The following is a 14,098-nucleotide window of genomic DNA, read 5'->3' on the forward strand; positions in this document are numbered from 1 at the left end:
GGCGGCTCGCTGTAATCGAGGGGTGCCTCTTAGCCCGGAAGCGGCGCAACGCCCGGCTAGTCAGCGGGCCTGGGCCGGGAGATGACCCGGTCATGATAGCGGTGGCAGCTTGCGCAGCTGTTGAAGTCGAGCCCCAGGTGATAGTCGTGTTCGGTGACCATGCCGGCATGGCATAGCGTGCATTGATCGGCGGGCAGCGCGCTGGCGAAGCCGTCACCGGCGCGAACATGCCCGTTATGGCAGTCCAGGCAGCCATCCGGTCGGGTGTGCCAGGGGGAGTCACCGCGGCCAACGACGGAGAGGTACTCAGGCGAGTGGGCTCGCTGCTCGCCGAGCACTTCCTCGTGGCAGCCCTGGCAACCGATGCGCAGCGTGGCCTGGCTGCTGTTGATACTGAGGTGACAGTCGGCGCACTCGAGGCCGACATGGCCCCGGGAGAGCGGTGCCGGGCTGGCGGCGCGCTGCCATTGCCCCAGCATCAGCAGGGCGGCGCCGGCCAGCAGGGCCAGCAACAGCCTGATAAACAGAAGGCGTTGGCTGGAGATCATTGTCGGTAGCCGCCCTCAATATTGATAGATGAATACCAGATGCAGCAGCGTCGCCACCAGCAGGAGCAGCGTGGCGACCCGATGGCCAAGACGCAGCAGGAGCGGCCGCCGGTGCAGCATCACCAGGGCACCGCTCAGTACGACCAGCAGCATCAGTGCGACGAGCCCGGCGTTCAGTCCGGCACCGCTGGAAAGGCCACCCAGGGCGTGCAGGGGCATCAGCAGCAGGGCGCTGCCCCCCAGCAGGCCATGCCACCAGTAGCGACGGGGACCTCCGCGGATCACCAGCGTCAGCAGGATGGCGAGGAGCAGCAGATAGCCGCTGAGCTCCCGGACGATGGCATCGGTCATCAGGCGGTAGGCCGTGAAGACATGCGTCGGGAGCACGCTGTCGGGAACCGGCCAGACCGGCAGCGCCCCCAGCACGCCGACGAGGAGTAGCGTCGTCACTGCCATCGACCAGCGCATCAGGCGGCTGCGCCACGGGCGGCGGCCGGCCAGGCCGGCGATCTCATCGAGGCAGTTGCCGCAGTAGTCGCCCGCTCGGGTGGCCTGGCGGATCATCGCAGGGTCGCTGCCATGCTCGGCGATGGCCGCCCGAAGGGCCGAGTGGCGAACACCGGCGCAACGACAGACCAGGGGATCAGAGGGACGGCGCGGCGGTAGCCAGGCCAGCCAGCGCAGTCCCACCATGTCCGTTCGGCTGAGTGCGCCATGGTCTGACCAACGTTCGGTGAGCCGCCTGGCCTGAGGGGAGGGCAGCAGCGCCTCGAAGGCAACGATGCGCTGCTGTTGTAGCGTCGCGCGCAGTACGCGTGTTCCGCGTCGCACAGTGAGCGCCTCTCCCTCCGTGGGTGTAGCGCTTGAGGTCGAGACCGAAGGCGGGTGCGGCCCGGCCACGACCAGCCGGGTGTCATCCCCCAACCGGCACTCCCGAAGCAGCCCTTCCGGGGGCGGTGGTGGCGGCTCGCCAGCGGCCGCGGCGAGGGCCAGATCGGCGAGGTAAAGGACCTGAACGATATTTCCCCGCATCGATGGCCAGGGCGGCTGGGCGCAGTCGCCCACGGCGAAGATCCTGGGGTCACTGGGGCTACGCATGTCGGCATTGACCAGAATGCCCTCGTCGGTGGCGAGCCCCGCCTCCCCGGCCAGTCGCGTATTGGGGGTGATGCCGCAGGCCAGCACGACGCGTCGTGTCGTCAGGGATCGGCCGTCTGCCAGCACCACGCCGGTCACCCTGTGGCGGCCCAGCAGGCGATGCGGCGGCGCCTGCTCCAGTACCCGGACACCGCGTATCTCGAGATGCCGAACGACGCTGGCGCCGATGTCGGGGCTTAGATAGCGCCTCAGTAACCGGCGACGTGCGATCAGGGTGACGCTGGTGCGTCCCGCCGCCAGGGCGGCGAGTTCGACGGCGAGCAGGCCGCCGCCCACGATCAGCAGAGGTTCCCGATGATCCAGGGCGTCTAGCAGGATGTTGAGCTGGCGGCGGGTATAGAGGGTCTGCACTCCGGTGAGCCGGCTTCCGAGTAGCGTGGGCCAGCGGGGCGAGGCGCCCAGGGCGAGGAACAGGCGAGAGTAACCATGGGCCTGACCGGTCTCATCGATGACCCGGTGGTCATTCCGATCGATCCGCACCGCCCGGCGCCCGGAAAGCAGACGGAGCCCTGTTGTCGGCGGCAAGGGGCCGGGGTTCGTGGGCGTGCCCGGAGACACGCGAGCGGAGTGGGAGGGATCGAAGGACAGAGGGGCGAGCAGTTGCGGACGAGCCTCGGTGGCCTGGGGGCTATCGGGGTCGGCGTCCAGTACCAGCACCTCCTCGTGCCGGGCCAGCCGGCGCGCCAGGTGCATGCCGGCTGGCCCGGCGCCGATGACTATCGGCGTGGCCACGCGTGAGCCCCCTGTTGCCGGCCTGGGCAAGGGTTGCCCCTTGCGGCGTTAACGCTAGGGGCGATCCTTGAGGCCATCATGAATGGCAATGTCCTTGGCCCGCATGCGGTCGAGCAGCACATCGCGGGTCTCCTCGACCTTGCCGAGGGGCTGGGCACGCAGTGCCGCCACCTCCTCGGCGGTGTAGGGCGTGAACTCCTCGGGTTTGCTGGTGCCGGCGATGCCGTCGGTGATAATCCAGTTGATCAACTCGGCCAGCTGGTCGTCGGCGAAGCTCGAGTAGGCCGAGCCGGGCACCTGGACGAGAAACTCCCGACCGCCTTCGACCGACAGGAAGTGGCCGACGAAGTCCTTCATGCGGGGAATGTCGTTCTTGCGCTCGCCTTCGCCATCGGCCAGGTGGCAGCCGCCACATTCAAGCTGATAGTAGACCTCGGGGCGGTAGACCATCTGGTGTGGTGGGGCCGGTCGTATCTCATTGCCCGGTGCCGGCTTGGTGTTGGGCATGGGCAGGCTTTGTGCGGCCAGCGAGCTGGCCGCGATCAAACTGAATAGTCCCACCAGCGTTCTGGCGCCGTTGGAAATACGTAGCGTCATCATGGCAATCAGGTGGCTACTCCTTGAATGACCGTGATGGTGCAGACATAGGTGTTGCTCTCCGCCCCGATGCACCAGTTGATATCGTTGTTGTTGAATGGCCGGTAGATCGGCTGCTCGCTGTCGTTACGGTTACAGGCACACTTGCCGCACGGCTGGTTTCCACAGCAGTCGTTGTAGGAAATGATGTAGTCGCGACCGTCCGCCGGGTTGCGACAGGTGCCCACCCAGGCCACTCGGGAAATATCGGTGCCCGGGGGGCAGGAGGTCTTGCTGCCACCGCAGCAGCTGCACAGGTAGCCGTCGATGGAGCAGTAACGCCAGTAGTCGCACGACGTGGGATCGCCCGGGTCGCCGGGTTCGCCCTTCTCGGCCGCATGGGCGTTGCCGGCGCTGCGGTCGATGGGCAGGATCAGCGGCAGGGCGCTACCGGCTACCATCCAGGAGCCCAGCTTGAACAGGGTGTTGCGGCGGGAGGTGGAGTGGGCCACACGGCGTGAAGTACGTTCGAAGAGACGGTCGAGTAGGCTCATGTGAGCGGTCCTCCAGTTGTTGTTGTGCTTGTTGTTGTGTTCATTGCTGTGTGCGTTGTTGAGCTTGTTATTGCGTCGCCGCGGTCTGCTGGCGCATGTATTCCTGCAGCGTACCGACGCCCATCGCCTGGGCCTCGAACAGGCTCTCCAGATGCTCGCGGTTGTTGACGAGTCCCTTGGCCTTGAGCACGCCCTCGGCATCGATCAGCACGGCATAGGGCAGCTTGCCGATCTGATAGGTCATGCCGATCTCCGGCCCGATGACATAGCGGGCATCCTCGAGGTGATGCTGCTTGATCAGCTCCATCTGCTGTTCATGATCACCGTCACTGACGTAGATCACCTCGAGCTCCTGGCGATAGCTCTTGCCCAAGGAGCGCAGCGTCGGCAGCAGCGACTTGCACACCGGGCAGGTGGGTGACAGGAAGAACAGCAGCTGGCCGCGCTCCCCCTTGTAGCCGACGTTGACCGGCCTGCCGTGCCGGTCGGCGGAGGTCACCTGTGGGGCGGGGTTGTTCACCTCGACACCCTTGTCCAGGATCAGGGCGCCGGCGGGGGCGATGCGGGCGTGAAGCACGCCGATTTGTCGTACCAGTGCCACCACCACCAGGGCCAGGGCGATGAGGCCGATCCAGAGCAGGATGTGCGAGATCATGTTGGCATCCATAGCGTTATTTTCCTTGTAGTGCATTGAGACGTGGCCGATTGGCCAGGAGACCCTCAATCGAGGTGTAGATCATCAACCCCACCAGGCTACAGGCCAGGATCAGGAACAGATCGAAGCCGCCGAGGGGATGCGGGAGGGTAGGCAGGGCCGCCAGCAGTGCCATCAGCACCAGCAGGCCATTGCGCCACAGCAGGGCCGCGCTCAGCGGGCGCTCCATCCCCGGGCCACTGCAGCCACAGTCGATGTCGCTGCGCCCGCGCCACAGGTTGATGGCCATCGCGCCGGCATAGCCGCCCAGCAACAGCGCCGTGCCAAGGGCGCCTACCACACGCAGGGCAGGGATCAGCAGCAGGATGGCCAGGGCGATCTCGAGCGCCGGTACGATGCGGGCAACGACCCTCAGGCTGCCTGGGGGCAATAGCGCATAGTCATCCAGCTGTCGCCGAAAGCGTTGGGGGGCCCGCAGCTTGTGCATCGCGGCGCTCAGCAGGATGACGGCCAGGATGGCCGAGAGCGCCAGGGTAAAAACGGGATAGAGTGTCATGCCGTCCCCCTTAGTGGCTCAGCATCAGGATGGGGGTGCCGGCGATCTCTTCCATGGTGGCCACATGGCTATCCTGGGCGAGGTCGTAGACCTCCATATCACCCTCTACCGTGCCGCCGAGCAGCAGCGGCGACTCATCCTTGGTGACATGAATGCTCCAGACGTGGTTGGGAAGCGTGATCTCGTCGACCTTCTCGCCACTCTCCAGGTCGTAGGCCCAGACGGTATCGCTGGGGTCTTCCCATTTGCGTGGCTCATGGTCAGGGTGCACCAGCGCATAGAGGCGGTTCAGGTGAGGGGAGGCGGCCAGTAGTTGCCAGCCACCGACACCCCAGTTTTCCTGCTGGTGATCTTCACCGAACAGCGACCAGCGCTCGCCGGCCTGAAGCTCGCCATCGACGATATGCACCGGCTGGATCACGCCATCGGTGGTGGTGAAGTAGTAGGTGTCTCCGTTGAGAATGGCCCGTTCGTTCATCAGCTCTTCGTCGGGGTCGAAGAAGCGTGTCTTGCTACGACTGACCTCCTGCCCCTGGTCGTCGATCACTACCTTCTGCAGGGTGCCATCGCCGCAGATGGAGGCGAAGGCGCGATCGCCCACCGGGTAGTTGAGCATGCAGCCCGGGATCTCGATCTCATTGACCATCTCCTGGTTCTTCACATCGACGACGGTGATCGAGGTCGCCGGCGTGAAGTTGTAGGCGTAGACGAAGCGGTCGTCATCGCTGATGGTCAGCATATACAGCTCGGTCAACATGTTGGCGAGCTTGGCGGGGAGTTCGACTTCCCACAGGGGGTTCAGTGTTTGTGCGTCCGTGGCGGTCAGCACATCGGTGCGCTCGCCGCGGGTGCTGCGAGCGTAGAAGATATCGGCCGTATATATCGTGCTTTTATCGTGAGACAGCACCATGGGAGCCATATAGCCCGTCGATATGGTGCCGAGAAGCTTCTGCTCGTTGGGGTCGACGACGCGAATGCGGGTGGAGAGTGCATGGGTGAAGTTGTTGTCGACGATATAGGTGCGATGCTGATCCGGTTCGTCGAGGGTCTCGATCGAATAGCTTTCTTTCGCCAGCTGGGCCCAGGCGGTCGATATGAGCAGGGAGCTTAGCGACACGGCCAGCCCCGTGCGATAGAGGGACTTCTTGAGCATCCTGTCTTCCTTTCTTGTTGAATTATTAAGCGAACGACTGCCGATCAATATCTCTTCCGTATCGAGATGGCGGTCGCCGGCATGACTCAATTGATGGCATATGCTGTTCCGGCCTTTTTTTATATTAGTTTTATTGCCTTGCAGCCTCTGGTATAGCAAAGGGCATCACTCAATACTGTTGCAGCAGGGAATGACATTGTTGCCATGGGGCAATAGTGAGGAGAAGGGCAGCGGCAGTGACGTTGCGTCATCTACCAGTGCCCCGAATCGGGGGATTGGACCTAGGTGGCATGGTGATTTCGTGGTTTTCTACTACTGCCGAGGGCAGACCAGGACTCTCGCCGTGGGCAGGCCAGGGCTATCGCGGAGGCGCCCCCCCAGTGTCAGGATGAGTGCCCGGGCAAGCGTCACTCAAGACGCCTGCTCCTCGGCCAGCAGCGCCCGGGGTGGCGTGCGCCACAGGCGCAGTGCCGGCAGCGTCGCGGCGAGCAGCGCCACCACCACGGCGGTGGCCAGGGTCAGGGCGATCTCTCCCGGGAAGAGGTGCAGTGGCAGCCGCCAGCCGAAGGCGGCCACGTTGATCACCGCCACCAGGCCCCAGGTGATGGCGATGCCCAGCGGCACGGCTACCAGGCCCACCGCCAGTGCCGCGCCGCCCAGCTGAGCGAGCTGGACCCGCAGCAGCCGGCCCCTCGGCACGCCCAGGGCCCACATCGGCGCCAGCCGCCGGCGTCGCTCGCGGGCCTGGGCGAGCAGGCTGGCCAGCAGCGCCAGGGCGGCCACCGCCAGGGTCAGGGCGTTGAGGGCGCGGGTGATGGTGAAGGTGCGCTCGAAGATGCCGGTGGCGATGCGCTTGACCTCGGCCTGGTCGCGCAGGGCATCACGGCCCAGGGCGAACTCGCGGGCCAGCGCCGCGGCGAGGGCCTCGGCATCGGCGCCGTGGGTCAGCACGATGCCGATGGAGTCCGCCGAGGCGGCGAAGCGCCTGCCCAGCTCGTCGGCGGTCATCAGCACCTCGCCGCGCGGGTTGCCGTAGTCGGGATAGATCGCCGCCACATGAAGGGTCTCCCGGCCGCGGGGTGAAGCCAGGTCCAGGCGATCCCCGGGGGCGAGCCCCTCGGCGATGGCCAGCTGCTCGTTGATAAAGGCGGCCCCTTCTCGCAGCGACGCCCAGGCCGTCGTCACATCCTGGTGGGTCTCCAGCAGCGGCCAGGTCGGGGTCAGGTGGTTACCCGGGGTCAGGCCGAACAGCGAGACCGGCAGCGCCAGGGGGCGCTCCCCCGAATCGCTTTTCACCGCCAGTAGGGTGCTCTCGCCATTGCGGGTGGCCAGGCGCTCGTCCACCTCCGCGCGCTCGTCCAGCCAGGCGTGCACCGCGTCGAAGCGTTCCGCCGGTGGGTCCAGGTAGAGGTCGGCCACCAGCCGCTGATCGAGCCACTCCAGGAAGGTCAGGCGGAAGCCGCCCACCATGCTGTTGACCCCCAGGCTTGCCGAGAGCGCGATCAGCAGCGCCATCAGCGACAGCGACAGCCGCGGTAGCTGCAGTTGCAGGTCGGCAAGCGCCCACTGGGCCAGCGGGCGCCGGCGGGCCAGGCGCGCAAGCCCCGCCAGGGCCACGGCCAGCAGCGGTGGCAGCCAGAGTGCCCCCAGCAGCAGCATGGCGGCCATCAGGGCAAACCCCGCCGCCAGCCCCTCGCCGGCGGGCTGTCGCGAAAGCCAGGTCCATAGCGCCAGGCCGCTCAGTGCGACTAAACAGCCGGCCAGGGTCGTGCGCCGCAGCTGGCGCTGGTAACCGGTGCGCCACGCCTGGGCACGCCCCAGATCGAGCACCGACAGCCGGGCGGCCCGCCACAGCACCCCGGTGCCGGCCAGCAGCAGCCCCCCCAGGGTGACCGCCAGGCCGCCGAGCCAGTAGTGCCAGGGTAGGCGCAGCTCCACACCCACCCCGGCGCCGTAGAGGCTGCCCAGGGTGGCGGCCACATCGGGCAGCAGCGCCCGGGCCAGCCACACCCCGCCGGCGATGCCGGCCAGGGCACCGATGACGCCAAACAGCAGCAGCTCCAGGGCCAGGCCGGCCACCAGGGTGCGACCCGACACTCCCAGGGCGCGCAGGGTACGCAGCATCTCCAGGCGCTGCTCCAGGGCCAGGCCCAGGGCCGCCTGGACGATAAACAGGCCGACGATCAGCGCCAGCAGGGCCAGGGCGGTGAGGTTGAGATGGAAGCTCTGGGTCAGCTGGCCCGGCGAGACCAGGCGGGTCGAACGGGTCAGGGTGAGGCCCGCCGGGGCCACCTCCAGCGCCCCCGGGGCGCTGACCAGTCGGCTCAGGGTCGCGCCGCTCTCGAGCAGCCTGGCCGCCGCGGCGATATCCATCACCAGCGTGTGGGGTGGCAGCGAGGGGGCCAGAAAGAGCGGCGGCAGTCGCCCCGTCTCCAGGGGCGGCGTCGCGCCCGGCGCTTCATCGAGTGCCAGGCCCAGGGCCGGCAGGGTGTCCGGCGCGATTCGCGTCTGCCAGGGTGGCGTCAGAAAGCCGGTCAGCTCACCGGTGTTGTTGGCGGTGGCGAAGGCACTGTCGCCGGGCAGGGTCAGGGGATCGATGCCGATCAGCGTCAGTTGGGTGCCGTCGGGTGCGGTGAGCTCACCCTCCAGCAGCGGGGAGACCGGCAGGCCCTGGCGGCGCAGGGCGAGGTAGTCGTCACGGGTCAGGGGAGCGCCATCGAGTCTCTCCAGACGGTCGAGGCTGGTGGTGAACAGCGCTTCGGCCCGGGCATAGCTCTCCTTGGCCGAGGCATTGATCGCCTGCACGCCGCTCCACAGGGCGCTGGCCACCCACAGGCCCAGCAGCAGCATGGCCAGCTGGCCGGGGTGGCGGCGGTAGTGGGAGAGCAGGGTGGCGAGTAGCGTGGCAAGCGGGGTGGCCATCACGATGTGGCCTCCTGCGCGGCCTGTTGCGACGAGGTCAGCCGGGCGTGCGAGAGCACCAGGCGGCGATCCAGAGGGGCGGCGATTCTCGGGCTGTGGGTCACCATCAGCAGTGCACAGCCGGTGTCGCGGACCAGCTCCAGCAGCAGTGCCAGGATAGCGTCGGCGCTGCCCTCATCCAGGTTGCCGGTGGGCTCGTCGGCGAGCAGCAGAGAGGGGCGTGGCGCCAGGGCGCGGCCGATGGCCAGGCGCTGTTGCTGGCCGCCGGAGAGCTGCTCGGGATAGCGCCCCTCCAGACCGGCCAGCCCCAGCCGCTCGATCAGCTCCCTCGACCAGGCACTCTTCTCCACGCCGGCCAGGCGCGCCTGCAGGCGCAGGTTGTCGATCACGCTGAGGCTGGGCACCAGGTGAAACTGCTGGAAGACCAGCCCCAGCCTCTCCCGGCGCAGCCTTGCGCGCTCGGGTTCGCCGAGCGTGGAGATCGCTTGGCTCCCCAGGCGTACCTCGCCGCTATCCGGCAGGTCGAGCCCGGCGGCCAGATGCAGCAGGGTGGACTTGCCGCTGCCCGACTCGCCCATCAGCGCCAGGCTCTGGCCCGCCTCCAGCGTCAGGTCGACGCCACGCAGCACCTCGAGGGGCCCCTGAGGGGTGGTATAGGCCTTGTAGACCTGGCGAAACTCGAGCATGGCGGCCTCCCGGACGCTGGAGTGAGCGGATGCAGTCTAGCCAGGAATGGTGGCACAGAACCCGTGCCAGCCCCAGACGACGGTGGGAGAAGGCGCCACTCAGAATGAATTGGCAACACGCCCAGCCAGGAGGCTCCGGTGCTGGGCCTTGGTAGGCGGCGAACGAGCGCTGATTGATTCCCTGAAGTGGAACGGAGACCCCAATAACGCAAAGAGGCGCCCGAAGGCGCCTCATGCTGGCTGCTCGAGCTTGCTGGCTCAGTGGTCGTGACCATGATCCTCGTGATCGTGATCGTGATCGTGATCGTGATCGTGATCGTGATCGTTATGCCCCGGTTCGGCCAGGGCGTCGTGCAGGGTGTGAGCGTTGTGGCGCATCATGCCCAGCCAGGTGCTGGCCTCCCCTTCGCTGGCCAGGGCATCGGCGTAGAGGGTGCCGGCGATGGGCAGCCCGGTCTCCTCGGCCAGCTGCTCGAGCAGGGCGGGGCTGGTCATGTTCTCGTGGAAGAGGGCGCGTACATCCTGCTCGTGGATCACCTCGATCAGGCCGGCCATATCGGCGGCGCTGGGTTCGGCGTCGGTGGAGAGCCCCTGGAGTGACATAAACCGAAGCCCGTAGGCGTGGGCGAAGTGGCCGAAGGAGGCATGGCCGGTGATGACGCTGGTGGTGGCGGGTATCTCGCCGATCAGCGTGCGGACCTCGTCATCGGCCGCGTCGATCTCGTTGAGATAGCGTGCCGCGTTGGCGGTATAGGCATCGGCGTTCTCCGGGTCGGCCTCGATCAGGCCGTCGCGGATATTGGCCACATAACGCTTGCCGGCGATCAGGTTCTGCCAGGCGTGGGGGTCCTGGTCGCCATGGTCGTGCGCATCATGGCTGGCGTGATCGTGTGCTTCATGCTCTCCATGATCGTGTTCTTCATGGTCACGCGCAGCATGATCATGGTCGTCATGGCTGGCGTGATCATGCCCATCATGGTCGCTGTGGCCGTGATCCTCGTGCCCTGCGTGCTCCTGCCCTGCATAGGCCAGCGCCTCGACGCCCTCGGTCGTGATCACCAGTGGTCCGGTGTAGTCGCTGGCTTCCACCAGGCGCTCCATCCAGCCCTCGAACTGCAGGCCGTTGAAGACCACCAGATCCGCCTCGGCCAGGGCTCGGGCGTCGGTGGGCCGCGGTGAATAGACATGGGCATCGCTGTCGGGGCCCACCAGGGAGGTGACCTCGACATGGTCGCCACCGACGTTCTCGACCATGTCGGCGAGGATGCTGAAGCTGGCCAGCACCTGCACGCGCTCCTCGGCATGGGCGGTGGGCAGGGCGAGCAGGGCGGCCAGGCCCAGGGCGTTGATGGCGGGGGACAGCGGACGCATGACAGGGGATCTCCGTTGAGTCATTCGGGTTCCGGGGCGCCCAGCGGCGTGGCGCGGCGACGCAGCCGGGCGAGCAGGCTGTGGTGGCGACCCACCAGGGCCGAGAGCAGGTAGCCGCTCCCGGCGAGCAGGATGATCGAGGGGCCCGAGGGCAGGTTGAGATGATAGGAGAGCAGCAGTCCGCCGCTGCTGGCGATCAGGGCGACCAGGATAGCGATGCCGATCAGCCCCTCGAGGCGCTGGCTCCAGAAACGGGCGGTGGTGGCCGGCAGCATCATCAGGCCCACCGCCATCAGGGTGCCCAGGGTCTGGAAGCCGGCCGTCAGGTTGAGCACCACCAGGCCCAGGAAGACGCCATGGATCAGGCTCACCGGGCTGCCCTGGCCACGCAGGAACAGCGGATCCAGGCACTCCACCACCAGGGCGCGGAAGATCACCGCCAGCACCACCACGATCAGGCTGCTGATGGCGGCGATCAGCAGCAGGGCGGTGGTGTTGACGGCCAGTATCGAGCCGAACAGCACATGGGTGAGGTCGACGCTGCTGCCGCCCATGGAGACCAGCATGACGCCGGCGGCCAGTGAGATCAGGAAGAAGCTGGCCATCGCCGAGTCTTCACGATGGCCGGTCATCTGCGACACGCTGCCGGCCAGCACCGCGACCAGCAGGCCCGAGAGGATGCCACCCAGGCTCATCAGCGGCAGCGAGAAGCCGGCGGCCAGGAAGCCCAGGGCCACCCCGGGCAGGATGGCGTGGGCCATGGCATCGCCGATCAGGCTCATGCCGCGCAGCATCAGGAACACCCCCAGCGGCGGGGCAGCCAGCGACAGCGCCAGGCCGGCCACCAGGGCGCGCTTCATGAAACCGTAGTCGAGGGGGGCAAGCAGCCAGGCGTCAAGCAGTTCCAGCATCGAAGGTATCCGGGAAGGTGAGGGGCAGGCGGGGGGCACGGGGCGGCTGTCCGGCGTAACGCTCCAGCAGCGAGGCGGGGGCCGCCCAGCGCCCATGGCCACCGGTCAGTATCAGCACGTCGTCGGCCAGGCGCGAGAGCTGTTCCAGATCGTGGAGTACCACCACGATGGTGGCGCCATCCCGGGCCATGTCGCGCAGCACGTCCATCAGCACGTCCACCGTCTCGATATCGACGTTGGCGAAGGGCTCGTCGAGCAGCAGCAGCTCGGCCTCCTGCATCAGGGTGCGGCCGATCAGGGCGCGCTGACGCTGGCCGCCGGAGAGCTCACCCAGCTGGCGATGGGCCAGGTGCGAGATGCCCAGGCGCGCCATGATCTCGCGGCCGCGGCGGTAGTGGGCCGCACAGTACCCCTTGAGGGCGCCATGGCTGGGCCAGCTGCCGGTCATGATCAGCTCTTCCACGCTCATCGGGAAGGTGAGATCCAGGGCGAGCTGCTGGGGCAGCCAGGCGCGACGCTCCTTGGGCACCTGGTAGGCCACCCGGCCGGAGATCGGTCGCAGCATGCCCATGATGGCGCTGATCAGGGTGCTCTTGCCGGCCCCGTTGGTACCCATCAGGGCGGTGATGGCACCGTCCTGGAAGCGACCCTCCAGGTGCTCCAGCACGGTGCGCCCGCCACGGGCCAGGGTCAGATTCTCGAGCTGCAGGCGTGACATCACACCCCCCAGCCGGCGGCCCAGGCCACCGCCAGCCACAGGGCCACCAGCGGCAGTGCCGCCAGCAGCAGGCGGCGGGTGGCCGACAGCGACATCAGCGAGAAGTGGCAGGGGCCCTCCGGACGGTGCCGGTGTCTGCGGTGTGCCATGGGATCCTCTGGACAGTAGGCGGCGGAAAGCGGCAAAAGTTATAACATAACAAAATGCCGACTGACCAGTGCCTATATGCTGACGGGCCCTGCCTGAAGCGGTCGCCGCGCGGGCTTCGTAAGGAGTGGGCTCTACAGTCCCAGGGCGTGACGCATTACCGCGCGCTTGGCACCCTCCAGGCGCTCGGCCACGGCCATGCCGGCGGCACCGGCGTGGCGCAGCGGGGCGGCGCCGGTGAAGACATGGTGGAAGGTCTCCATGGCGGCGATCATTGCCAGGGTCTGGGGGCGCCGCTCCCGGGCATAGCCGGTGAGTGGCGCCCGGCCGCCGGAGTCCTGCTGCGACCGGAAGGCAGTGATCACCCGCCGGCTCAACGCCTCGGCGTCCTGCATGCCCAGGTTGAGTCCCTGGCCGGCCAGCGGATGGATCACATGGGCGGCATCGCCCACCAGCGCCAGGCGCGGGCGCACATAGCGTTCGGCGTGGCGACGCCGAATGGGGAAGCTGGCCCGCCCGAGCACCTCCTCCACGCCGCCCAGCCGAGCGGGAAACTCGTGCTCGATGGCCAGGCGCAGCGCCTCGTCATCCAGCGCCTCCCGGGCCAGGGTGGCCTCGGCAGTGTCGTACCAGATCAGCGAGGCGTGGTGACCGGGCAGCGGCAGCATCGCCTGGGGCCCCTGGGGAGCGAAGCGCTGCCAGCTGACATCCTGCTGGGGCAGCCGGGTACGCACGTTGGTGATCAGGGCGCGCTGGCCGTAGTCCTCGTCGCGGGTGGCGATGCCGGCCAGCTCCCGGGTGTGGGAGCCGGCGCCGTCGGCCCCCACCACCAGCCGCGTCGCCAGCAGGCGGCCGTCATCGAGCTCCAGCAGGCAGCGGTGCCCGCCGGGCACCCAGGCTACCGGGCCGGCGTGGCAGAGCGTGGTGACGCCAGGCAGCTCGGCCAGGCGCTGCCACAGGGCGCGACGGATCACCCGGTTCTCGACGAAGAAGCCGAAGTCGGGCAGTTCGAGATCGACGGCACTGAAGCGGATATGGCGCTTCTCGGTCGCGTCGCTGGCCTCGATATGGCGGAAGGGGCAGCGCCGCGACTCGGGAATGAAGGACCAGGCGCCGACCTCCTCCAGCAGGCGCCGGGAGGCGAGGTTGAGCGACGACACCCGCAGGTCGAAGGGGGCGTCATCGGGAATCGCCGCCGGTGGAGCGCCGCCCTCCACCAGCGCCACGCGCATGCCGGCCTGACCCAGCGCCGCCGCTACGGCCGCCCCGACCATGCCGCCGCCAACGATGACCGCATCCAGGGTGTCGTCCATGCCTCTCTCCACGTCACATTTTCCAGGGGGGCTACTTTCCAGGAGCTATTGTCGGGTGCTTGTCGCCAGCTGCCAAGCGAGTCCGCCTTCAGCTCAGG

14 protein-coding genes are annotated in these 14,098 nt (G+C 67.6%); all 14 read right to left on the reverse strand.

The features are described from left to right. Nucleotides 1-56: 56 nt before the first annotated feature. A complete protein-coding gene (locus GRB80_RS06350; RefSeq protein ID WP_161422940.1) occupies nt 57-548 on the reverse strand; it encodes a cytochrome c3 family protein in 492 nt (163 codons plus the stop codon). A gap of 15 nt (nt 549-563) precedes the next feature. Further along, nucleotides 564-2,438: an FAD-dependent oxidoreductase gene (locus GRB80_RS06355; RefSeq protein WP_161422941.1), complete on the reverse strand. Its 1,875-nt coding sequence runs from the start codon at nt 2,436-2,438 to the stop codon at nt 564-566. A gap of 54 nt (nt 2,439-2,492) precedes the next feature. Further along, on the reverse strand, nt 2,493-3,035 hold the full coding sequence (locus GRB80_RS06360) for a cytochrome C (RefSeq protein ID WP_202597175.1): 543 nt from the start codon (nt 3,033-3,035) through the stop codon (nt 2,493-2,495). 8 nt (nt 3,036-3,043) lie between these two features. Then, entirely contained in the window at nt 3,044-3,568 is a 525-nt protein-coding gene (locus tag GRB80_RS06365) for a methylamine dehydrogenase light chain (protein ID WP_161422942.1), read from the reverse strand. 67 nt (nt 3,569-3,635) lie between these two features. Beyond that, nucleotides 3,636-4,223 carry a methylamine dehydrogenase accessory protein MauD gene (gene mauD, locus GRB80_RS06370; protein ID WP_237561929.1) on the reverse strand — a complete coding sequence of 196 codons (588 nt, stop codon included), beginning with the start codon at nt 4,221-4,223 and terminating at the stop codon, nt 3,636-3,638. Between the two features lie 16 nt (nt 4,224-4,239). Continuing rightward, on the reverse strand, nt 4,240-4,779 hold the full coding sequence (locus GRB80_RS06375) for a MauE/DoxX family redox-associated membrane protein (RefSeq protein WP_161422943.1): 540 nt from the start codon (nt 4,777-4,779) through the stop codon (nt 4,240-4,242). Between the two features lie 10 nt (nt 4,780-4,789). Next, nucleotides 4,790-5,932 (reverse strand): amine dehydrogenase large subunit, encoded by a 1,143-nt coding sequence (locus tag GRB80_RS06380; RefSeq protein ID WP_161422944.1) that lies wholly within the window; start codon nt 5,930-5,932, stop codon nt 4,790-4,792. A 411-nt stretch (nt 5,933-6,343) separates the two neighbouring features. Then, entirely contained in the window at nt 6,344-8,854 is a 2,511-nt protein-coding gene (locus tag GRB80_RS06385) for an FtsX-like permease family protein (RefSeq protein WP_161422945.1), read from the reverse strand. Further along, nucleotides 8,854-9,540 (reverse strand): ABC transporter ATP-binding protein, encoded by a 687-nt coding sequence (locus GRB80_RS06390; RefSeq protein ID WP_161422946.1) that lies wholly within the window; start codon nt 9,538-9,540, stop codon nt 8,854-8,856. Before GRB80_RS06390 ends, GRB80_RS06385 begins: the two co-directional genes overlap by 1 nt. A gap of 258 nt (nt 9,541-9,798) precedes the next feature. Next, nucleotides 9,799-10,911: a metal ABC transporter solute-binding protein, Zn/Mn family gene (locus GRB80_RS06395; protein ID WP_161422947.1), complete on the reverse strand. Its 1,113-nt coding sequence runs from the start codon at nt 10,909-10,911 to the stop codon at nt 9,799-9,801. 20 nt (nt 10,912-10,931) lie between these two features. Next, the gene (locus tag GRB80_RS06400) at nt 10,932-11,822 is read right to left on the reverse strand and encodes a metal ABC transporter permease (protein WP_132041641.1); all 891 of its coding nucleotides are present in this window, start codon (nt 11,820-11,822) and stop codon (nt 10,932-10,934) included. Further along, entirely contained in the window at nt 11,806-12,540 is a 735-nt protein-coding gene (locus tag GRB80_RS06405; protein WP_161422948.1) for a metal ABC transporter ATP-binding protein, read from the reverse strand. The genes GRB80_RS06400 and GRB80_RS06405 overlap by 17 nt, the downstream gene beginning before the upstream one ends. After that, on the reverse strand, nt 12,540-12,689 hold the full coding sequence (locus GRB80_RS16240) for a hypothetical protein (RefSeq protein ID WP_165927470.1): 150 nt from the start codon (nt 12,687-12,689) through the stop codon (nt 12,540-12,542). The genes GRB80_RS06405 and GRB80_RS16240 overlap by 1 nt, the downstream gene beginning before the upstream one ends. 132 nt (nt 12,690-12,821) lie before the next feature. Next, complete coding sequence (locus GRB80_RS06410) at nt 12,822-14,000, reverse strand: FAD-dependent monooxygenase (RefSeq protein ID WP_161422949.1); 1,179 nt, start codon at nt 13,998-14,000, stop codon at nt 12,822-12,824. Between the last annotated feature and the right edge of the window lie 98 nt (nt 14,001-14,098).

Source organism: Halomonas icarae (genome assembly GCF_009901955.1).
GTDB classification, from domain to species: domain Bacteria; phylum Pseudomonadota; class Gammaproteobacteria; order Pseudomonadales; family Halomonadaceae; genus Halomonas; species Halomonas icarae.